Here is an 18,866-nt window from a genome sequence, read left to right on the forward strand (position 1 = left end):
GGCGTTGATGACGGGCTCCAGGGAGCTGAGGACTTCCTCAACAGTCTGCAGGAACTCGGGCTCGTTGGCGTTCTTGGCCTTGGTCTCAGCCAGAACTCTTTCCAGATAAGCGTTCATAATAATATCCTCCTCAACCAAATACATTTTGTTCATACTGAACAAGTTTTCCATTGCCTTGTTGTCTTCACTTTAGCATATCCCAATGATTCGTACAAGTGAAATTCTCGCATGTCAAACATTCCGTTTTGGTCCTGCAAAAATTGTCAGACCAAAAAGTGACGGGAATCCTGCACAAATAGAAAAATCGTGCAAGAAACGATTCGGAAAAGTGCGGGCTGGACGGGGTGTAAAAAAATGCTGTATAAAATTGTGCATAATGCAAAAATCCGCCGGAGGTGGAACATCGTCCGGCCATTGCGAAAATTCCGGCCGGAACGGGAGAAGAACGCCCCGTGATTGACATTTTTTCAGGAATTTGTATAATGGAAGAAAAGAGCATCACGGCGGTGATGCGTCATTCTGCGGCAAAAATCGAGGGAGGCAATCATATGCACACCTATTCCATGGATGTGGCGGGCCTGCGCCGGGAGCTGCCCATCTGCAAGATCACGGACGATCTGTACATCGGCGCGTTCATCATGTTCGGCGACGCGGAGCTGACCGTGGCCTGCGCCCGGGAGCTGCTGAAGCTGGTCCCGGCGGACAGCTACGACTACATGCTGACGGCGGAGGCCAAGAGCATCCCCCTGATCCATGAGATGGCCCGGCAGTCCGGGGCGGAGAAGTACTTCATCGCCCGGAAGGGCCCCAAGGCCTACATGCCGGACCCCCTCCACGTGGTGGACCAGTCCATCACCACCGCCGCCCAGCAGGAGCTGTATCTGGGCCGGGACGACGCGGAGCTGATCCGGGGCAAGCGCATCCTGCTGGTGGACGACGTCATCTCCACCGGCGGCTCCATGCACGCCATGGAGAGCCTGGTGGACCAGGCCGGGGGCATCATCGTGGGCCGTGCAGCTGTTCTGGCGGAGGGCGGCGCCGCTGACCGGAAGGACATCGTCTATCTGGAGAAGCTGCCGCTGTTCAACGCCGACGGCACGCTGAAGGGATAAACCGAAACCAAACATGGACAAGAAGGAAGCCCGTGCGTAACATACGCACGGGCTTCTCCTTTTATGACACTTACTTCTCGATCTTCTCGAATTTCTCCGCCGGAGCCTTGCACAGGGGGCAGCGGAAGTCCGCGGGCAGGGACTCGCCCTCGTAGACGTAGCCGCAGATGGAGCAGCGGTAGCCGTTGATCTCCACCGTGCGGTACACGGACGCTGCGGGCGGGGTGGCCTTGCCCCGGTTGGCGTAGGCCTTCAGGGTCAGCACGTCGCCGCCGGACAGCATCTCCGCCTCCGTGGCCTGGCCCACGTACAGCACGTACTTGCCGATCTCCATCCGGTCCACGATCTTGCAGGAGATGCGGGACACCATGTGCTCCGTCAGATAGGGGTTGCCGGCGCCGTCGGTCTGAACCTCCCGGCCCTCAAACTTGTCGCCCATCCGGCCGGACTTGTAGCCGAACTGGCTGACGATCTCCTGGGGGCAGTCGGCGTCCAGCAGGGTGACGGAGAAGCTGCCGGCGGTCTCCACCGCCTTGCAGGTCTCGTTGTCCCGGTTGACGGCCACCGTGAACAGGGGCGGATAGGAGGAAGTCACCTGATGGAAGGAGTTGACGATGCAGCCGTGACGCTTGCCGTCTGCCGCAGCGCTGAGGAGCGCGAGAGTGTAGTCCAGTTTGTCATAAGCCTTTTTGTTCATGGGGAAACCTCCTTAATGAGAATTGTTACTGTTAGTGTAAGTTCAGTATACACCGATTTGGTGCAAATGCAAGTGTTTTTTGCAACAATCTGGAAAATGAAAGAAAATTTTTTCCGCCGGGAAATTTCCCATGGACAACGGCGGAAAATCAGTGTATACTGCCATCAACCAGAAGTATAATCTGTGTTTATGATTAATATAAGTGAATCAAATAGCTATCAAGCTGCAAGAAGGAGTGGTACTGATGACTGAGAGCTATGCGGGAAAGATCAACCGGAAACTCATCAAGAAGCGCCGCATCATCGCCGCGGCGGCGGGCCGGGAGCCGGCGGACCTGGTGCTGAAGAACGCCACCTACGTCAACGTGTTCTCCGGCGAGCTGTGCACCGACGACATCGCCGTGGCCGAGGGCCTGATCGTGGGCATGGGAAAGTACCACGGCAAAACGGAGGCGGACATGACGGGGCGCATCGTCCTGCCCGGCTTCCTGGACGCCCACATCCATCTGGAGAGTTCCCTGGTGAGCCCCAAGGAATTCGTGAAGGCCGTCCTGCCCCACGGCACCACCACCGTGGTAACGGACCCCCATGAGATCGCCAACGTCATGGGCACCGACGGCATCGACTACATGCTCCAGGCCACGGAGGGCCTGCCGGTGGACGTGCGGTTCATGCTGTCCTCCTGCGTCCCCGCCACGCCCCTGGACGAGTCCGGCGCCAACCTGGACTACCGGGCCATCGACTCCTTCTACGACCACCCCAGAGTCCAGGGTCTGGCGGAGATGATGAACTACGTGGGCATCGTCAATGGCGACGACTCCGTGGTGGAGAAGATCGTGGCGGCCCAGGCCCACCACAAGAAGATCGACGGCCACGCCCCGGGCCTGTCCGGCAACGATCTCAACGCCTACATCGCCGCCGGCGTCTACTCCGACCACGAGTGCGCCGATCTGTCGGACGCCATGGCCAAGCTCCAGCGGGGCCAGTTCATCATGATCCGGGAGGGCACCGCCGCCCGGAATCTGGAGGCGCTGGTGCCCCTGCTGTGCAGCCAGTACGCCGACCGCTGCATGTTCTGCACCGACGACAAGCACCCCAGCGACCTGCTGGAAAAGGGCCACATCGACTACATCGTGAAAAAGGCCATCGCCCTGGGGGCGGACCCCATCACCACCATCAAGGTGGCCTGCCACAACGCCGCCCGGTACTTCCTGCTGAACAACCGGGGGGCCATCGCGCCGGGGTATCTGGCGGACTTCGTGGTCATCGACGACTTCAAGCGGTTCAACATCCAGGAGGTCTACAAGAAGGGCGTCCTGATGTACGACGGGGCGCTGCGGGACTTCCCGGAGCCGGTCATCGACCCCTATCTGGTGGAGCGGGCCCACAGCACCTTCCACGTGGCGGAGCTGACGGAGAAGGACTTCATGGAGGACCGTCCCCGGGGCGTCATCGGCCTGGTGCCCGGGGAGATCGTCTCCCGGGACGCGGGCTACGCCACCAAGATCGACCTGAAGAAGGACATTCTGAAGATCGCCGTCATCGAGCGCCACCGGGGCACCGGCCACATCGGCATCGGCTACATCCAGGGCTACGGCCTGAAGCACGGCGCCGTGGCCACCTCCGTGTCCCACGACTCCCACAACATCATCGTGGTGGGCGCCAGCGAAAAGGAGATGGCTGCCGCCGCCAACCGGGTGACGGAGCTGGACGGCGGCATCGTGGTCTGCCGGAAGGGCCAGGTGCTGGGAGAGGTGCGGCTGGAGATCGCCGGCATCATGAGCGAGGACTCCCTGGTGAACGTGAACCGGGATCTGGAGGCCGCCAAGGAGCAGGCCTTCGGCCTGGGCGTCTCCCGGGGTATCGACCCCTTCATGACCCTGAGCTTCATGTCCCTGCCCGTCATCCCCACCCTGCGGCTCACCACCCGGGGCGTCTTCGACGTGGGACAGCAGAAGTACGTGTGAACCATGCGCGAAAAGCGGTTTCCCCGGACCGAACGGTCCGGGGAATTCTTTTTTGTAAAATTACAGTTTCATATTGACTTTTATAAAATTAAATGATATCTTTAATTTTATAAAAGAAGGGGGGCGGCGGTATGGCTGTTGACGTAGTACCGGAGTGGATGGCGGAGCTGGACGACGAGGACGTGGCCTTCATCCGGAGATTCATTCTGGCCTCCGGGTCGCTGAAGGAGATGGCGAAGCAGTACGGCGTCACCTATCCCACGGTGCGCCTGCGGCTGGACCGGCTGATCCAGAAGATCCAACTGAGCCAGCAGGCGGCGGAGGAGCCGTATGTGGCGCTGATCAAGCGTCTGGCGGTGAACGACCGGCTGGACTTCGACACCGCCAAGCTGCTGATCACGGAATACCGGAAGACGAAAGGGGAGAATTGAGATGAGAAATGTGGCGATGCTGCTGGCGTTTCTGCTGGTGTTTGCGGTGGGGGGCGTCCTGCTCCAGATCTTTCTGTCCCGGCGGGAGAGCAAGTGGCCGGGGCTGGTGCTGCCGCTGCTGACGTTTCTGTACGCCCTGCTGATGGCGTGCAGCGCCGTGGCCTACAACGGCGGCTTCCCCTGGGGAGCGGTCCTAGCGTCGCTGGTGCTGGGGAACCTCCCCACGGCGGTGCTGCTGGCCATCTACTGCTCCTGCCGGGAGAGGCGGAAGCGCCGGGACGATGTGGAGAAGATGAATATTCAGGATTTATGAGAAACGAAACCGCCGCTCCTGGCCAGCAGGCCGGAGCGGCGGTTTTTCACTCATGGGCGTGGGGCAGGTTCCAGCGGAAGTGGGCGGACAGGCCCCGGATCAGGAACACGGCGGCGGTGCCGGCCAGCATGGACAGGCCCTCTCCGGCGTAGTGCCACAGCAGTCCGCAGATCACCGCCCCCACCAGGGAGGCGCAGGCGTAGATGTGCTTCACGAAGATGTAGGGCGTGTCTCCGGCCATGACGTCCCGCAGGACGCCGCCGCCCACGCCGGTGATGACGCCCACGAAGGCCAGCAGGAACAGCGTGGCCCGGGGTTCGTGGGCGTAGGCCACCCGGATGCCCACCACCGTGAAGATGCCCAGTCCCGCCGTGTCCATGAGGAACAGGCACAGGTCGTACAGCGCCGGGTCCCACATCAGCAGCCGCCGCACCCCGGGCAGGAACAGCACCAGGGAGGTGAGGATGGCCACCGTGGCGTAGATGGGGTCCTGAAAGGTGGCGGGGGGCGTGTTGCCCAGGATCAGGTCCCGGATGACGCCGCCGCCCACAGCGGTGGTGAGACCCAGAATGCACACGCCGAAGATGTCCATGTTCTTTTTGATGCCGGTCATGGCGCCGGAGGCGGCGAAGGCCATGGTGCCGATGAGTTCGACGATGAGAATGAAACGGTCCATAAGCGGGAAGGTCTCCTTTGTCGGTTACAGATCAGACGGACACGGAAACACGGAGGGGCGTCATGTCCGGGTGCCGTTCCGGACCATCTCCATGAAGGCCGCCGCCGCGGCGGTGGGGGACACGTCCCGGAGGGTGCACATGTCCACGCTGCGGGCGGGGATGCTGAAATCCGTCCGCAGCAATCGGATGTCCCCGGCGTGCAGGGCATCCTGGACGAACTCCAGCGTCACCCCCGCCACGCCCAGGCCGATCTTCGCCAGGGACACCAGCAGCGACCGGGAGGACAGCTCGATCTCCGGCGTCAGGGTGATGCCCCACCGTAGGAAGGTCTGCTCCAGGAAGACCCGGCTGCTGGCCTTCCGCTCCAGCAGGATCAGGGGGAACGCCGCGATCTCCCGGGCGGTGTACACGTGGTCGAAGTCGCAGTCGTAGCCGCTGCCCGCCACGAAGGCGGTGTGGGTCTGGAAGCAGGGCCAGTCCGTCAGGCTGGACTTGTCGGCGGGAGAGGAGGCGAAGGCGATGTCCACCACGCCGGATTTCAGCAGGGACAGCACCTTGGCGCTGCGTCCGCTGACGATCTTCAGCCGGATGCCGGGATGCTCCCGGTGGAACCGCTCCAGATAGGGCGTCAGGAACATGGCGGTCACGGTGTCGCTGGCGCCGATGGTCAGGGTGCCCAGCAGCAGCTGCTGGGCCTGGGACAGCTTGTCCTCTCCCGTGGACAGTAGGCTCAGGGCGCTGCGGACGTACTGGTACAGCATCTGGCCCTCCCCCGTCAGGGTGACGCCCCGGGGCGACCGGGCGAACAGACGGGCCTGCAAAGCCGTCTCCAGCTGCTTGATGGACTGGCTCACCGCCGACTGGGAGATATACAGATTCTTCGCCGCCACGGAGATATTGCCGGTCTCCGCCACCTCCCGGAACACCCGGTACAGCTCCAGCTTCACCGCCATGCCGCGGCCCCCTTTCGTTTCCGTTATCAATTCTGCTGCACAATGCCGTATTCAGTATAAGCACCGCTGTGGAAAAAAGCAACGGAAAATTTTGTGCCCCGGCGTCTCCTGGGCGGGAGACGCCGGGGCGTGTTGGGAAAAGGGTCACTGGCCGGGGTCCGGGATGCGGCGGGACATCCAGATCTCGTAGGCCCGGGAGATGCGGGGCCAGTCCGCCAGAAGCCACCAGGCGTCGAAGTAGTCCCCCCGGCGGTTCTGGTAGTCCAGATAGTAGGCGTGTTCCCACACGTCGCAGCACAGCAGGGGCTTCAGGGGCAGGGGCGTGTCCTGATTGGCGGTCTTTACCACCGACAGCGTCCCGTCGGGACCGGCGCAGAGACAGGCCCAGCCGGAGCCGAACTGGCCCAGAGCCGCCGTCTTCATGGCGGATTTCAGGCCCGGCAGGTCCCCGAAGTACCGGGCGATGGCCCCATCCAGAGGCGGGACCGGGGAGGACACCGGCGTGGGGTGCAGGTTGGCGAAGTAGAGGTCGTGGAGGTACACGCCGCCAGCGTTGTTCCGGACGCCCTGGCGGATGTCCTCCGGCAGCTGACACCAGTCCTGGCACAGCTGCTCCAGGGTCCAGGTCTGGTACTCCGGATGGCCCTTCAACAGGGCGTTGAGGTTGTCGATATAGGCGGCGAAGTGCTTGTCGTGGTGGAAGTGCATGGTCTTGGCGCTGAGCTCCGGCTCCAGGGCGTCGTAGGGGAAGGCCAGCGGCGGCAGGGTGTAGGGGTAGTGTTGATCCATAGGGCAGCATCCTCTCCTTTTTGTTCCGTGGTATCAGCAGGTCCACGATATCTGTGATAGAATATGTCCGGAAGGCGGCTTTCATACGGCGGGGCGGGACGGCGCCGGGCGGAAAAGTTTTTTCCGGGTTGAAGAAATCCGGCCCGCCGTCCCGTTTTATGAGACAGAAGAGAGGTGAGGCGTCCCGTGGACCGGCGGAGAGAACCATCCTTTGAGCGGCTGGTGGATCAGTACCAGCGGCTGGTATACACCGTCTGTTATCAGATGGTCCGGGACGTCCAGACGGCGGAGGACCTGACCCAGGAGACCTTCCTGTCCGCCTACCTCCATCTGGCGGACTGTCCGGCGGGCTACGAGCGCCAGTGGCTGGCCCGCATCGCCGTCAACAAGGCCAAGGACCATCTCCTCAGCGCCTACAGCCGCCGGACGGTGCTGCCGGGAGACGAGGAGATGCCCCCCGGCCCGCCGGAGCCGTCCACCGAGGAGACGGCCCTGAGCCGCTGCGGCGAGGCGGAGCTGCGGCGGCAGATCCTGGCCCTGCGGGAGCCATACGGCAGCGTCCTGCGGCTCCATCTGCTGGAGGAGTGGACACCGGAGGAGACGGCGCTGACCCTGGGCCGTCCGGTGAAGACGGTACATACCCAGATCGCCCGGGGAAAACGGCTCCTGCAGGAGCAGCTGAAAGGGGGAGCGAACCCATGAACGCCTTTGACAAACACGGACATCTGACGGAGGAGGCCCTCCGGGTCCTGACGGACGGCGGGCCCCTGACGGAACTGGAGCGGCTGGAGCTGGCGGAGCATCTCAGCTACTGCGACGGCTGTCTGGAGCGGTATGCCGCCCTGCTGGCGGAGACGCCGCTGATGGAGCCGCCGCCCCGGTGCAAAGAGAACATCCGGCGGCGCATCCGCCGCCGGGCGGCGGGGCTGCTGCTGAACCGCTGCACCGCGGCGGCGGCCGCCGTGGCGGTGGTGGTGACGGCGGTCTGGACGGCCCCGGCGGTCTCCGTGCCCCACAGCGGTGGGGAGCGCCCCGTCATCGGAGAGGTTTTGCGGTCCTGGCCGGAGCGGCTGGACCGGCGGCTGGAACAGATCACCGGCCTGTGGGCGGGCCGGGACAACATACAAGGAGGTCACACATCATGAGGAAAAATCGAATCCTGCTGTTCATCTGCGCCTGCATCCCCGGCTGCGGCCAGATGTACCTGGGCTATATGAAGCGGGGCATCTCCATGACGGCGGCGGTGTGTCTGGACATCGGCGCGGCGTCGTTCCTGAACTTCGGGGAGCTGGCCATCGTGCTGCCGGTGCTGTGGCTGTACGCCTTCTTCGACACCTGGAACCTGCGGGCCGGGCTGGACGGCGGCACCGCCCAGCCGGATGGGTATTTGTTCGGCCTGTCCGGCGCCGACGCGGAGCAGTTGACCAGACTGGCACAGCGGCGTCACAGCCTGGTGGGCTGGTGTCTGGTGGTCCTGGGCCTGTACGCCCTGTTGCAGTCCTGCGCTGGAGCGCTCCTGCGCTTCGACGGCTTCGTCTGGGAGATGTTCGGCTGGGTGTACTACTTCATCCGGGACGACCTGCCCAGACTGGCCGCCACCGTGGGCGTCATCGCCCTGGGCGTGTGGTTCATCCGGGGGCCGAAGACGGTGCCGCCGGAGGAGGGCTATCAGCCCTACGCCCCGCCCCGGGAGGACAGCTCCGCAGCGGCGGAGCCGGTGACGGCGTCCCCGGCGGAGAGCGGCGCGGCGTCCGGCGATTCCGGTCCGGAGGACGGAGCCGCGGAACAGGAGGACGGCCATGGAGCGGAGTGATCAGCGGCCCGTCCGCCGGGTGGGGACTTTCACCACCGGCGTGACCCTCATCGGGGCGGGCCTTGCCATGCTGGCCACGCTGTGGCTGCCCTGGGAGGACTTCCTGTGGGCCATGGGACTGTCGCCGCTGCTGCTGGTGAGCCTGGGCGTGGAGACGCTGCTGGCGGCCCGGAAGGACGGCCGCGTCCGGTACGACTGGGTGGGGATGCTCCTGTGCGTGCTGGTGACCCTGGCGGCACTGTGCCTCACCGCCGCCGCGTGGTGGCTGCGCCACGCCCCGGAGGGCTGGTGCCTTTGATCCCGGCGGTGATATGGGGAAGCATGACGGCCCTGCTGTTCTGGCTGGCGCGGCTGCTGTGGATGGCCCTCCCGGCCCTCCGTCTGCTGACGGAAGTCCTGGGCTGGTAACGGAAAACAGAACAGCCCCGCCGTGAGACCGTCGGGGCGAAGAAACAGAACAGCGCCGCCGGTTTCCCGGCGGCGCTGGTGCGTTTTGGGGGATTTACTTCTTCAGGCTGGCCACCCACTGGGCGTACTTCTCCAGATTGGCGTCGCAGTCGGCCTTGGTGTCGCCCTTGGTCAGGACGTAGACCTTGATCTTGGGCTCGGTGCCGGAGGGACGGACGATGACGGAGGTGCCGTCGGCCATCTCGAAGCGCAGCACGTTGGAGCCGGACAGCTCCATGGTGCTCTTCTCGCCGGTGGCCAGATCGGTGACGGAGCCGTCCTTGTAGTCCTTGAACTGGGCCACCTTCACGCCGGAGATCTCGGCGGGCGGGGTCTCCCGCAGGGACTTCATCAGCGCGGCCATGTCCTTCAGGCCGTCCAGGCCGGGCATCACTAGGTTGTGGGTCTTCTCGGCGTAGTAGCCGTACTTCTCGTACAGCTTCTCCAGGGCGTCGAACAGGGTCAGGCCCTGACCGGCGTACCAGGCGGCCATCTCCGTCAGCATCATGGAGGCGGTGACGGCGTCCTTGTCACGGACGTAGTCGCCCAGCATGTAGCCGTAGCTCTCCTCGTAGGAGAAGATGACCTTGCCCTCGCCGGAGTTCTCCAGCTTGTCCTTCTTCTCCGCCAGGAACTTGAAGCCGGTGAAGGTGTCGTAGCACTGGAGGCCGTTGACCTCGGCCACCTTCCGGGCCATCTCCGTGGTGACGATGGTCTTCAGGGCCACGGGCTTCTCCGGCATCTTGCCGGTGCGGCGCATGGCGCCGATGAGGTAGTCCAGCAGCAGCACGCCGGTCTGGTTGCCGGTGACGGGGCGGAACTCGCCGCTGTGATCCCGGACCATGATGCCCACGCGGTCGCTGTCAGGGTCGGTGCCCAGGATGAAGTCGATGTCGTTCGCCTTGGCCAGATCAACGGCCAGATAGAAGCCCTCGGGGTTCTCCGGGTTGGGGGAGACCACGGTGGGGAAGTCGCCGTCGATGACCATCTGCTTGGGCTCGCACAGCAGGTGCTTGATGCCCAGGGTCTTCAGGGCCTCGGGGACCAGCTTGTAGCCGCAGCCGTGGAAGGGGGTGTACACCAGCTTGAAGGTGTCGGCCACCTTCTCCACCGCCTCCTTGTCCAGGATCTGGGCGGTGACGTTGGCCATGAACTTCCGGTCCGTCTCATCGCCGATGACCTCGATGAGACCGGCCTTCACGCCCTCGTCATAGGGCATGGTCTTCACGCCGTCGAAGATGTCGATCTTGGACAGCTCCTCGGCGATGGCGTCGGCGTGATGGGGCGGCAGCTGGGCGCCGTCCTCCCAGTAGACCTTGTAGCCGTTGTACTCCTTGGGGTTGTGGGAGGCGGTGACGTTGATTCCCGCCTGGCAGTGGTACTCCCGGACGGTGAAGCTCAGCTCGGGAGTGGGACGCAGGGCGTCGAAGATGCGGACGTGGATACCGTTGGCGGCGCAGACCTCGGCGGCGGCCCGGGCGAACTCCAGGGAGTGGTTGCGGCAGTCATTGGCGATGGCCACGCCCCGCTTTTTGGACTCCTCGCCGCCCTCGGCGATGACCTTGCAGAAGCCCTGGGTGGCCCAGCGGATGACATGGATGTTCATATTGTGCAGGCCGGTGCACATGGTGCCCCGCAGACCGGCGGTGCCGAACTCCAGCGGGCCGTAGAACCGGCCCTCGATCTCCTTGGGGTCGTTCCGGATGGCCTCCAACTCCGCGTGCTCCTCGGCCGAGAGGGCGGGGCTTGCCAGCCACTTTTCATATTCCTTCATGAAATCCATATGTACTTCCTCCTATAACAAATTTGAGAATCTGCCTGTCAAAGGGTCCCGGCGCGCATCCAGCAAGACGCCCCGGGCCCATGGGGGACCACACTTATTCCGCTGTCTCCGGCTGCTGCTCCAGCAGGGCCCGGGCCTCCTCCGCACGGGAGGCGGGGACGCAGATGTCCACGCCCTGGGCTGCGAAGCCGCCCAGCACCTTGCCCAGCGTGCCGTTCTTGAAGGCGGGGATGCCGCAGCTCTCCAGCATGGACACGGTGATGTCCGCCATGCTGTCCAGCTCCCACTGGATGCCCAGGCTCACCGCCTGCTCCGGATGGCCCTCCGCGTCCTTGGGCCAGCGCTTCAGCAGATCGCGGTCTGCTCTGGCCCAGAAATCCTTGGCCGGTTCCGTCATACGCTCACGTCCTTTACTTGTGATATCGGGTGCCCGCGTTGATCTGGTACGCCCGGTAGATCTGCTCCAGCAGCATCACCCGGGCCAGATGGTGGGGAAATGTCATGGGGGACATGGACAGCCGCGCCCCGGCGGCGTCCTTGACGGAGGGGTGCAGGCCGAAGGACCCGCCGATGAGAAACACCAACTGCTTCTCTCCCCGGCTGGCCCAGTCCGCCATCTGGCGGGCCAACTCCTCGCTGGACCGCTCCTTCCCCTCGATGCACAGGGCGATGAGAAAGGCGGAGGGCGGCAGCTTGGCCCGGATGGCGGCTGCCTCCTTTGCCAGAGCCGCCTCGATCTGGGCGGGGGAGGGATTCTCCGGCAGACGCTCCTCCGGCAGCTCCGTGACGATCAGGTCACAGTACCGGCTCAGCCGCTTGACGTACTCCGCGGCGGCGTCGGCGTAGAATTTCTCCTTCAGCTTGCCCACGCAGAGCAAAGTCACCTTCTGCATACGGTCTCCTCCGAAGACGTCTGATCCTGATTCTTGATGAAAAAGTTTCATCAAGAATCCCGCGTGCTGCGCACGCTCGAATTGTGCAGGGGCACCATTCGGCGTCTGCTGTGCATCAGTTCGACGGGCCAAATCAGAGATTTGGAGTCTCACTGATCATCAAAACGGAACGCGCGACCCGCTATCAAACGGTTTGAACCATTTTAATCAGTTTTAGTATGATACCCCTGGCTCACCGTGTCCCTGGGGGCCACGGACAGGGGCACCGGGACGTCCAGCGTCTCCAGCGCCCGTCCCACGGCGTTCAGGGCCATGGCGGGGGTGTTGTTCTCCCGGCTGAGATGGGCCAGCACGATCTCCCGGGTCCCGGCCCGGGCGGAGACCAGGGCGAAGGCCGCGGCGTCCTCGTTGCTGAGATGGCCCTCCGGGCCGAGAATGCGCTGCTTGAGATAGTAGGGATAGGGGCCGGAGCGGAGGGCGTCCACGTCGTGGTTGGCCTCCAGTACCAGAAGGGGCACGCCGGTGAGGACCTCCGCCGCCTCCTCCGTCACGTAGCCGGAGTCCGTCAGCACGCCGGCGTCCCCGAACCGGTAGCCGCAGGCGCCGGGGGCGTCGTGGCAGGTGGGGAAGGGGGTGACGGTGAGGCCGTCCAGTGAGATGGTCTCCCCGTCGGCGAAGGGGCGGAGCAGCGGCTCAATACCGGCGATGCGGTAAGCCAGACCCGCGCAGGTGCGGCGGCTGGCGTAAACGGGAACGGCGTACTTCTTCACGAAGGTCTGAAGTCCGCCGATGTGATCGGTGTGGGTATGGGTGATGAACACGGCGGCCAGCTCCTCCGGCTCCACGCCCAGCGTCCGAAGGGCGACGACGATGCGGCGGCAGGAGATACCGGCGTCCAGCAGAACATGGACGCCGCAGCAGCTCACCAGGGCGGCGTTCCCGGAGGAGCCGCTGGCCAGGGTATGTATGGTGGTCAAGATGATAAACCTCGCAGAAGGAATGATACGTGAAAGCGTACAAAAAAGCAGAACACCGCCGGAGAGAACCTTGCCCGGGGGGCGACATCCTCCACGGCGGCGCGAACAATTAGGAATTAGGAGTTAGGAGTTAGGAATTAGGAATTAGGAATTAGAAGATAGGAGATATACGGCAGGAGTTCCGCCCTAAAACCGCCAGTCCGGGAAAGGGGGCCAGGGGGAACCGCACCAGTCCGGGAAAGGGGGCCAGGGGGAACCGCACCAGTCCGGGAAAGGGGGCCAGGGGGAAACCTACGGTTTCCCACGGTTCTTTTGCCCGCAGGGCAAAAGAAGTTGCCGTAATCATTTTTGCCGCGGCGTGTACGTGGCAAAAATACCGAGACCCCAGCCGCCGGGGGCGGCGTCACCAGTCCGCAGACTGGTGGTGGGGGATTCTCAAGGGGGAGCCTGCTCCCCCTTGAAGGCGCGGCGCGCTATCCGATATGCGCCTCCATCTCGTCATTCTCTCCGGGGACCTCCACGGCGCGGATGTCCGCGCCCAGGGCACGGAGCTTCTCCACCAGATTCTCATAGCCACGCTCGATATACTGCACGCAGCTGATCTCGCTGACGCCTTGAGCCGCCAGGGCCGCGATGACCAGCGCCGCTCCTGCCCGGAGATCGCAGGCCTGGATGGGCGCACCGGTGAGATGGTCCACGCCCTCCACCACGGCGGTCCGGTCATCCACCTGAATGGAGGCGCCCATGCGCTTCAGCTCGTCCACGTAGCGGTAGCGGTTGTTCCACACGCTCTCCGTCACCAGGGACGTGCCCTGGGCCAGAGACAGCACAGCGGTGATCTGGGGCTGCATATCCGTGGGGAAGCCGGGATAGGGCATGGTCTTCACATTGGTCTTCTGGAGAGGGCCTGTCCGGCGGACCAGCAGGGTGTCGTCCAGCTCCTCCACCTCCACGCCGCACTCCTGGAGCTTGGCGGTGATACAATCCATGTGTTTGGGAATAATGTTCTTCACCAGGATCTGTCCGCCGGTGGCGGCCACGGCGGCCATGTAGGTGCCCGCCTCGATCTGGTCGGGGATGATGGCGTAGGTGCCGCCGGTGAGATGGGTGACGCCCTTGATCTTGATGGTGTCCGTGCCAGCGCCCCGGATGGAGGCGCCCATGGAGTTCAGGAAGTTAGCCAGGTCCACGATGTGGGGCTCCTTGGCGGCGTTCTCGATGACGGTGTTGCCCTCCGCCAGAACGGCAGCCATCATGATGTTCATGGTGGCCCCCACGGACACCACGTCCAGATAGATGTTGGCGCCGTGGAGACGGCCCGTCTCCGCGGAGGCGTGGATGAAGCCGCCCTCCACCACCACCTTGGCGCCCATGGCGGTGAAGCCCTTCACGTGCTGGTCGATGGGCCGCACGCCGAAGTTGCAGCCGCCGGGCATGGCCACCTCCGCCTGCCCGAACCGGCCCAGCAGGGAGCCGATGAGGTAGTAGGAGGCCCGGATCTTCCGGGCCAGGTCATAGCTGGTGCGGGTGGAGCGGATGTGGGTGCAGTCGATCTCCACGGTGTGGGGATTGATGGACCGGACGCCCGCGCCCAGATTTTCCAGGATCCGGAGGCACAGCGTCACGTCAGAGATCTGGGGGATGTTCTCAATGCGGCAGACACCGTCCACCAGCAGGGCGGCGGGGATGATGGCCACGGCGGCGTTCTTGAAGCCGCTGATCTCTACCTCGCCGAAAAGCGGCTTGCCGCCGCGAATCACATAATTTGTCAATGTTGGACCCTCTCTCCAAAAGGCTCGTTATCGTCAGACAGCTTCCGAAGGTGTAAAAGATTCTCAGGAAGCCCGCGGCGGAACTGCCGCGGGAGCCGGAAACGGCTCCGATCAGTATCGCATCGTCAAAGCGGCACGCCCCGCGTGCCGGTATGGGGCCTGTCCATCCGGACAGTCTCCGGCGAACGCACGGATCGCGGGCCGGCAAGGACAGTTTGCCCCCGCCCACGCCGGTTCATACCAGAGTCTGCGGACAGACTTACACAGCAATAGCATAGCATATCCGGCAGGGAAAAGCAAACAGTTTCTTCCTGCCGTCCTGTACAGAAATCAGCTGCGGGTGACAGCCTCTGTCAAACAGTTTACATAATAATTTCCGGTGTCGGTGACGACACACCAGGCGGGCACCAGGGACATGGGGGCCGCGGCGGTGCTCTGGAGCTCGTAGCAGAGGTAGACCTCCGTCACGGCGGACACCACGGCGCCGCTGTCCCGGCGGGCGTTGAGGAACTTGGTCAGGGCCGTCACGGCGGACATGGAGCCGCCGGAGACGGAGGCAGAGGCGGTCTGGGGCAGATGGGCGCCGGAGACGGATACCAGACTGCCGCCGGAGACGGCGAAATCCACGGAGGCGTTGGACACGGGGTAGCCGTCGAAGTACTGCACCGCCGAGCCGGTGCCGCTGTCCGGGTCCAGGGTCAGGTCCTGATAGCCGAAGGCCTGGCAGAACTTCCGGCAGACGGCCTCAGCGTCCGACCGGGCCAGGGTGCCCGTTGCCTCGAAGACGCCGTTGGAGCGGAACAGGGCCTGTCCGGCGGAGCTGGTGAAAATGTAGATGCCGCCGCCCTCGTTGGACATGGTCAGGTCGTCGCCCAGCAGGGCGGCGGCCAGGGCGCGGTCCCCGTCCAGATCCCGGCTGAGGGTCACGCTGGCGGGGGGCAGGGAGGAGGGGATGCGGGCCTCCAGAGCGATGTCCTCGGAGGCGAACAGCTCCGTCAGCTCCCGGGCGGTGCGCTCCCGGGCGGAGCGCTCCTGGCCCCGGACGCTGGCCAGAGAGCACAGCAGCACCGCGTTCATCAGCAGCAGGATGAGCAGGATGATGTTTTTCAGACGGGTCCGGTCCATGGGCGGCACACCCCCCTTTCTGAATTAGGAATTAGGAATTTATTCGGCCAGCCAGCCGGCGGTGATGGTGCCTGCGCCGGTGTCGGTGTAGCAGATGTTCAGCTCCCGGCCCGCGTAGGTGCGGGCGATGGCCAGCGCCTGAGTCAGCGGCAGCAGGCGGGAGGTATCCGCCATGGGCAGGTACTGCCGGGGATGGAGGGTGAACCGGACGATCTGAAGCCCCTGGATCTCCACCACGGCGGCGGGCTCTCCGCCGCTGAGGCGGACGGGTACGCCGTTCACCTGATAGTCGAAGGTCAGGAGCCAGTCGTCTTCCGCTGCGGGCTCCACGCTCTGGAGGGCCAGGGCGCCGCCGCTGGACAGGAGCCGGTACAGGAATTGATAACTGCCCAGCACCGCCTCCCCGGCGGTGGCCGTCTGGCCCGCGGCGGAGATGGAGAGGGCCTCGTCGGCGCCGCCGTCGTAGTCCACGGTGCCGTCGGGCTGGATGCGGAGGGTCCGCTCGCCCTCGCCGATGACCTGGGTGCCGTTGGAGGCGGTGTACCGGTCCTTGGTGCTGGGGTTGAAGCCCACGGCGGACAGCAGCTCATCGGCGCTGCCTGCGGTGTCCTGGACGGAGAACTCCAGGTACTCCGGCAGATCCTCCGTGGGAAGGAGGGTATAGGGATCCAGGGCGGTCTCCCCCAGCTCAAAGGCAAAGGCGGCGCCGCCGGGCTGATAGCTGCCCACCAGGTCCTCCAGGGACGCCGGGGCCACCTTGGTGGCGAAGCGGTGATAGAGGGCGCCGTCGGTGAGATACAGCTCCACGCCGTCCTCCCCGATGGCCAGCACCAGCCGCCGGACGGCCAGTTCCGCGGGCGGCGCGTCGGCGCCCACCAGCTCCGCCGCCACGGACAGGGGCAGGACGTTTTCAAAGTCGTAATAGACGGACACCGCCGTCAGGGCGGAGCGGAAGTCCGACTCCCGGCAGTCCTGAAAACTGCCCGCGGAGCCCAGGGCCTCCCGGAGCAGGCTGCCCGGACCGGCGAAGTCCTCGTCGGTGGTGGTCAGGGCCAGATCACCGTACCGGCCGTAGGCGCCGGTGACGGCCAGCCGCAGGGGGGTGGGCACGGCGGTCAGCTCCGTCACGGTCTCGGGGATGGGGACGGTCTGACGGCGGCCCGCGCCGCTGTCGGCGGGACGCAGCAGCAGATACAGCTGCAAAAAGGCGGTGACGGTCAGCAGGACGATGAGGACGTTCTGCAAGATGTCCCGGCGCAGCTTGTTCGATGGCTCCATACCGTCGCCTCCTCTCCTGATGATGTGCCCGGACAGGGCCTGTTACGCCCCCGGCGGGGCGATGGGCAGCTCCAGCCGCACGGTGGTGCCGGGGCCGGGACGGTCCAACAGGAACAGCTTTCCGTGGTGGCGGATGACGATCTCCCTGGCGATGGACAATCCCAGACCGGTGCCGCCAGACTCCCGGGAGCGGGCCTTGTCCACCCGGTAGAAGCGGTCGAAGACCCGGTCCCGGTCCTTGGCGGGGATGCCGATGCCGTCGTCGGCCACCTCCATCCAGACATTCTCGCCCTGCGTCCCGGCGGTGACGCGGATGTGTCCGCCGTCGGGGGTGTATTTGATGGCGTTGCCAACCACGTTCATCATCACCTGCTCCAGCCGGGAGCGGTCGGCGGTGATGAGGGGCAGCTCTCCCAGCTGGCAGGTCAGCTGATGGCCGTGGCGCTGGGCGGCGATGGCGTTGGCCCGGCAGACGCTCTCAATGGCCTCCCGGAAGCTGAAGCGGATCAGGTTCAGCTCCGCGTTGCCGGCGTCCAGACGGGACAATGTCAGCAGGTCCTGGACGATGTTGGTCATCCGGTCCGTCTCGTTGATGATGATGTCCAGGAAGCCGTCGGCGGTGTCCCGGGGGATGTCGTCGCCGCCGTCCCGGAGGGTCTCGGCGTAGCTGCGGACGTTGGTCAGAGGCGTGCGCAGCTCATGGGACACGTTGGCCACGAATTCCTTCCGGCGCTCCTCGTTGCGGTGCTGCTCCGTCACGTCGTGGAGGACGATGAGCACGCCGCCCCGCTCCCGGTCGGAGAAGGGGGCCAGATACAGCTCCAGGGTCCGGTCCTCCACCTTCATCTCCGCCTCGGCGTAGTTGGGCCGCTGGATGGCCAGCATCTCCCGGAAGGGGTAGACGCCGCCGAACAGGTCCTCGTAGGTGCAGGTGCTGTCGATGGGCTGGCGGAGCATGGCCTGGGCGGCGGGATTGCTGTGGATGAGCTTCCCGTCGTGGCCAAAGGCCACCACGCCGTCGGTCATGTGGAGGAACAGGGTGTCCAGCTTGTTGCGCTCGTTCTCCACGGCGGCCAGGGTCTCCTGGAGGACGCCGGCCATCTCGTTGAAGGTGCCGGTGAGAATGCCGATCTCGTCGGTGGACTCCACCGGCAGAGGGCTGCCGAAGTCCCCGGCGGCCACCCGCTCCGCGCCGGTGGTCAGCTTCTCGATGGGACCCACCATGGCCTTGGACAGCAGGAAGCTCAGCAGCAGGGAGATGAGCAGGCCCACCAGCAGGGCCTGGACGATGATGAGGAACAGATGGGAGTTCAGCTGGGCCACGGTGGAGCGGCTGTCCAGAATGTAGACGATATTCAGCACCGTGACGCCGTCGCCGGGGTCGGTGACGGGGATGGCGAAGTCCATGTAGTCGGCGGTGATGTCGCTGGCGTCGCCCACCCGGCCGTTCTCCGCCGCCAGGATGTTGGCGGTGATCTCCAGATGGCGTCCGCTCTCCTCGTCGGAGCCGGAGAGGAAGACGCCGTTGCGGTCCAGGATATAGTAGTTCCGGGTGCGGTAGTCGATGCCCAGCAGGCCGGACTTGTACTCCAGCATCTCCCACAGCTTGGCGCCGCCGGACTGGGCGGCCTCCTGGCACAGGGAGGGATAGAACTCCGGATTCCCGGCGCCGAACACGTCGTCCATCTGCTGGTAGAACATATCGATATAGAAGCTGGACACGCTGGTGGTGAGGAACGCGCCCACCACCGCCATCAGGGAGGTGATGAGCAGCAGCAGGATCATGGTCAGCTTCATGTGCAGGCTGCGGAACATACCCCGGCACCTTCTTTCTTTCGCC

At 64.6% G+C, this 18,866-nt stretch carries 20 protein-coding genes; 8 read left to right on the forward strand and 12 right to left on the reverse strand.

The window, feature by feature from the left end:
* The first annotated feature begins 548 nt into the window (after positions 1-548).
* A complete protein-coding gene (locus tag ACTNBU_RS03960) occupies positions 549-1,112 on the forward strand; it encodes a phosphoribosyltransferase family protein (protein WP_441031195.1) in 564 nt (187 codons plus the stop codon).
* Between the two features lie 70 nt (positions 1,113-1,182).
* Here the strand turns inward: ACTNBU_RS03960 and ACTNBU_RS03965 are convergent, their stop codons facing one another.
* Positions 1,183-1,809 carry a flavin reductase gene (locus ACTNBU_RS03965; protein WP_441031011.1) on the reverse strand — a complete coding sequence of 209 codons (627 nt, stop codon included), beginning with the start codon at positions 1,807-1,809 and terminating at the stop codon, positions 1,183-1,185.
* Positions 1,810-2,053: 244 nt separating this feature from the next.
* Between ACTNBU_RS03965 and ade the strand changes: the two genes are divergently transcribed.
* The 3 genes from ade (at position 2,054) to ACTNBU_RS03980 (ending at position 4,519) form a co-directional block, all read left to right on the forward strand.
* Complete coding sequence (gene ade, locus ACTNBU_RS03970; protein ID WP_441031014.1) at positions 2,054-3,775, forward strand: adenine deaminase; 1,722 nt, start codon at positions 2,054-2,056, stop codon at positions 3,773-3,775.
* A gap of 131 nt (positions 3,776-3,906) precedes the next feature.
* Positions 3,907-4,206 carry a DUF2089 family protein gene (locus ACTNBU_RS03975; protein ID WP_441031016.1) on the forward strand — a complete coding sequence of 100 codons (300 nt, stop codon included), beginning with the start codon at positions 3,907-3,909 and terminating at the stop codon, positions 4,204-4,206.
* Position 4,207: 1 nt separating this feature from the next.
* Complete coding sequence (locus ACTNBU_RS03980; RefSeq protein ID WP_441031019.1) at positions 4,208-4,519, forward strand: hypothetical protein; 312 nt, start codon at positions 4,208-4,210, stop codon at positions 4,517-4,519.
* A 46-nt stretch (positions 4,520-4,565) separates the two neighbouring features.
* On the opposite strand, the gene ACTNBU_RS03985 is transcribed toward ACTNBU_RS03980, so the two are convergent.
* The 3 genes from ACTNBU_RS03985 to ACTNBU_RS03995 form a co-directional block, all read right to left on the reverse strand.
* A complete protein-coding gene (locus ACTNBU_RS03985) occupies positions 4,566-5,195 on the reverse strand; it encodes a trimeric intracellular cation channel family protein (protein ID WP_441031022.1) in 630 nt (209 codons plus the stop codon).
* Between the two features lie 60 nt (positions 5,196-5,255).
* The gene (locus ACTNBU_RS03990) at positions 5,256-6,149 is read right to left on the reverse strand and encodes a LysR family transcriptional regulator (RefSeq protein WP_441031025.1); all 894 of its coding nucleotides are present in this window, start codon (positions 6,147-6,149) and stop codon (positions 5,256-5,258) included.
* A gap of 144 nt (positions 6,150-6,293) precedes the next feature.
* The gene (locus tag ACTNBU_RS03995) at positions 6,294-6,938 is read right to left on the reverse strand and encodes a superoxide dismutase (protein ID WP_441031027.1); all 645 of its coding nucleotides are present in this window, start codon (positions 6,936-6,938) and stop codon (positions 6,294-6,296) included.
* A gap of 186 nt (positions 6,939-7,124) precedes the next feature.
* Between ACTNBU_RS03995 and ACTNBU_RS04000 the strand changes: the two genes are divergently transcribed.
* The 4 genes from ACTNBU_RS04000 to ACTNBU_RS04015 are packed head-to-tail and all read left to right on the forward strand — an operon-like array spanning position 7,125 to position 9,049.
* Positions 7,125-7,640, forward strand: coding sequence for an RNA polymerase sigma factor (locus ACTNBU_RS04000; RefSeq protein WP_441031030.1), 516 nt, complete (start codon positions 7,125-7,127; stop codon positions 7,638-7,640).
* Positions 7,637-8,083: a hypothetical protein gene (locus ACTNBU_RS04005; RefSeq protein ID WP_441031033.1), complete on the forward strand. Its 447-nt coding sequence runs from the start codon at positions 7,637-7,639 to the stop codon at positions 8,081-8,083. The genes ACTNBU_RS04000 and ACTNBU_RS04005 overlap by 4 nt, the downstream gene beginning before the upstream one ends.
* Positions 8,080-8,751 carry a hypothetical protein gene (locus tag ACTNBU_RS04010; RefSeq protein WP_441031036.1) on the forward strand — a complete coding sequence of 224 codons (672 nt, stop codon included), beginning with the start codon at positions 8,080-8,082 and terminating at the stop codon, positions 8,749-8,751. Before ACTNBU_RS04005 ends, ACTNBU_RS04010 begins: the two co-directional genes overlap by 4 nt.
* Entirely contained in the window at positions 8,738-9,049 is a 312-nt protein-coding gene (locus tag ACTNBU_RS04015; protein ID WP_441031038.1) for a hypothetical protein, read from the forward strand. Before ACTNBU_RS04010 ends, ACTNBU_RS04015 begins: the two co-directional genes overlap by 14 nt.
* Positions 9,050-9,253: 204 nt before the next feature.
* Here ACTNBU_RS04015 and ACTNBU_RS04020 read toward each other — a convergent pair whose 3' ends face one another.
* From ACTNBU_RS04020 to ACTNBU_RS04055, 8 genes are all read right to left on the reverse strand, one after another.
* Positions 9,254-10,981 carry a phospho-sugar mutase gene (locus ACTNBU_RS04020; RefSeq protein WP_441031041.1) on the reverse strand — a complete coding sequence of 576 codons (1,728 nt, stop codon included), beginning with the start codon at positions 10,979-10,981 and terminating at the stop codon, positions 9,254-9,256.
* Positions 10,982-11,075: 94 nt separating this feature from the next.
* The gene (locus tag ACTNBU_RS04025) at positions 11,076-11,378 is read right to left on the reverse strand and encodes a hypothetical protein (protein ID WP_441031043.1); all 303 of its coding nucleotides are present in this window, start codon (positions 11,376-11,378) and stop codon (positions 11,076-11,078) included.
* Between the two features lie 13 nt (positions 11,379-11,391).
* Positions 11,392-11,874, reverse strand: coding sequence for a 23S rRNA (pseudouridine(1915)-N(3))-methyltransferase RlmH (rlmH, locus tag ACTNBU_RS04030; protein WP_441031046.1), 483 nt, complete (start codon positions 11,872-11,874; stop codon positions 11,392-11,394).
* A 203-nt stretch (positions 11,875-12,077) separates the two neighbouring features.
* Positions 12,078-12,851 (reverse strand): MBL fold metallo-hydrolase, encoded by a 774-nt coding sequence (locus ACTNBU_RS04035; RefSeq protein ID WP_441031049.1) that lies wholly within the window; start codon positions 12,849-12,851, stop codon positions 12,078-12,080.
* Positions 12,852-13,324: 473 nt separating this feature from the next.
* Positions 13,325-14,623 carry a UDP-N-acetylglucosamine 1-carboxyvinyltransferase gene (locus ACTNBU_RS04040; protein WP_441031051.1) on the reverse strand — a complete coding sequence of 433 codons (1,299 nt, stop codon included), beginning with the start codon at positions 14,621-14,623 and terminating at the stop codon, positions 13,325-13,327.
* Positions 14,624-14,953: 330 nt separating this feature from the next.
* Positions 14,954-15,748, reverse strand: a complete 795-nt coding sequence (locus ACTNBU_RS04045) for a hypothetical protein (RefSeq protein ID WP_441031054.1) — start codon at positions 15,746-15,748, stop codon at positions 14,954-14,956.
* Positions 15,749-15,787: 39 nt separating this feature from the next.
* The gene (locus ACTNBU_RS04050) at positions 15,788-17,026 is read right to left on the reverse strand and encodes a hypothetical protein (protein WP_441031056.1); all 1,239 of its coding nucleotides are present in this window, start codon (positions 17,024-17,026) and stop codon (positions 15,788-15,790) included.
* A 42-nt stretch (positions 17,027-17,068) separates the two neighbouring features.
* Positions 17,069-18,841: an ATP-binding protein gene (locus ACTNBU_RS04055; RefSeq protein ID WP_441031058.1), complete on the reverse strand. Its 1,773-nt coding sequence runs from the start codon at positions 18,839-18,841 to the stop codon at positions 17,069-17,071.
* Positions 18,842-18,866 lie beyond the last annotated feature (25 nt).

Origin of the sequence: Dysosmobacter sp. HCP28S3_G4, assembly GCF_052065175.1 — a bacterium.
Taxonomy (GTDB): domain Bacteria; phylum Bacillota; class Clostridia; order Oscillospirales; family Oscillospiraceae; genus Oscillibacter.

Coding starts and splice junctions, on each gene's coding strand:
- ACTNBU_RS03960 (WP_441031195.1), top strand. CDS start 549: ATGCACACCTATTCCATGGATGTGGCGGGCCTGCGCCGGGAGCTGCCC.
- ACTNBU_RS03965 (WP_441031011.1), bottom strand. CDS start 1,809: ATGAACAAAAAGGCTTATGACAAACTGGACTACACTCTCGCGCTCCTC.
- ade (WP_441031014.1), top strand. CDS start 2,054: ATGACTGAGAGCTATGCGGGAAAGATCAACCGGAAACTCATCAAGAAG.
- ACTNBU_RS03975 (WP_441031016.1), top strand. CDS start 3,907: ATGGCTGTTGACGTAGTACCGGAGTGGATGGCGGAGCTGGACGACGAG.
- ACTNBU_RS03980 (WP_441031019.1), top strand. CDS start 4,208: ATGAGAAATGTGGCGATGCTGCTGGCGTTTCTGCTGGTGTTTGCGGTG.
- ACTNBU_RS03985 (WP_441031022.1), bottom strand. CDS start 5,195: ATGGACCGTTTCATTCTCATCGTCGAACTCATCGGCACCATGGCCTTC.
- ACTNBU_RS03990 (WP_441031025.1), bottom strand. CDS start 6,149: ATGGCGGTGAAGCTGGAGCTGTACCGGGTGTTCCGGGAGGTGGCGGAG.
- ACTNBU_RS03995 (WP_441031027.1), bottom strand. CDS start 6,938: ATGGATCAACACTACCCCTACACCCTGCCGCCGCTGGCCTTCCCCTAC.
- ACTNBU_RS04005 (WP_441031033.1), top strand. CDS start 7,637: ATGAACGCCTTTGACAAACACGGACATCTGACGGAGGAGGCCCTCCGG.
- ACTNBU_RS04010 (WP_441031036.1), top strand. CDS start 8,080: ATGAGGAAAAATCGAATCCTGCTGTTCATCTGCGCCTGCATCCCCGGC.
- ACTNBU_RS04015 (WP_441031038.1), top strand. CDS start 8,738: ATGGAGCGGAGTGATCAGCGGCCCGTCCGCCGGGTGGGGACTTTCACC.
- ACTNBU_RS04020 (WP_441031041.1), bottom strand. CDS start 10,981: ATGGATTTCATGAAGGAATATGAAAAGTGGCTGGCAAGCCCCGCCCTC.
- ACTNBU_RS04025 (WP_441031043.1), bottom strand. CDS start 11,378: ATGACGGAACCGGCCAAGGATTTCTGGGCCAGAGCAGACCGCGATCTG.
- rlmH (WP_441031046.1), bottom strand. CDS start 11,874: ATGCAGAAGGTGACTTTGCTCTGCGTGGGCAAGCTGAAGGAGAAATTC.
- ACTNBU_RS04045 (WP_441031054.1), bottom strand. CDS start 15,748: ATGGACCGGACCCGTCTGAAAAACATCATCCTGCTCATCCTGCTGCTG.
- ACTNBU_RS04050 (WP_441031056.1), bottom strand. CDS start 17,026: ATGGAGCCATCGAACAAGCTGCGCCGGGACATCTTGCAGAACGTCCTC.
- ACTNBU_RS04055 (WP_441031058.1), bottom strand. CDS start 18,841: ATGTTCCGCAGCCTGCACATGAAGCTGACCATGATCCTGCTGCTGCTC.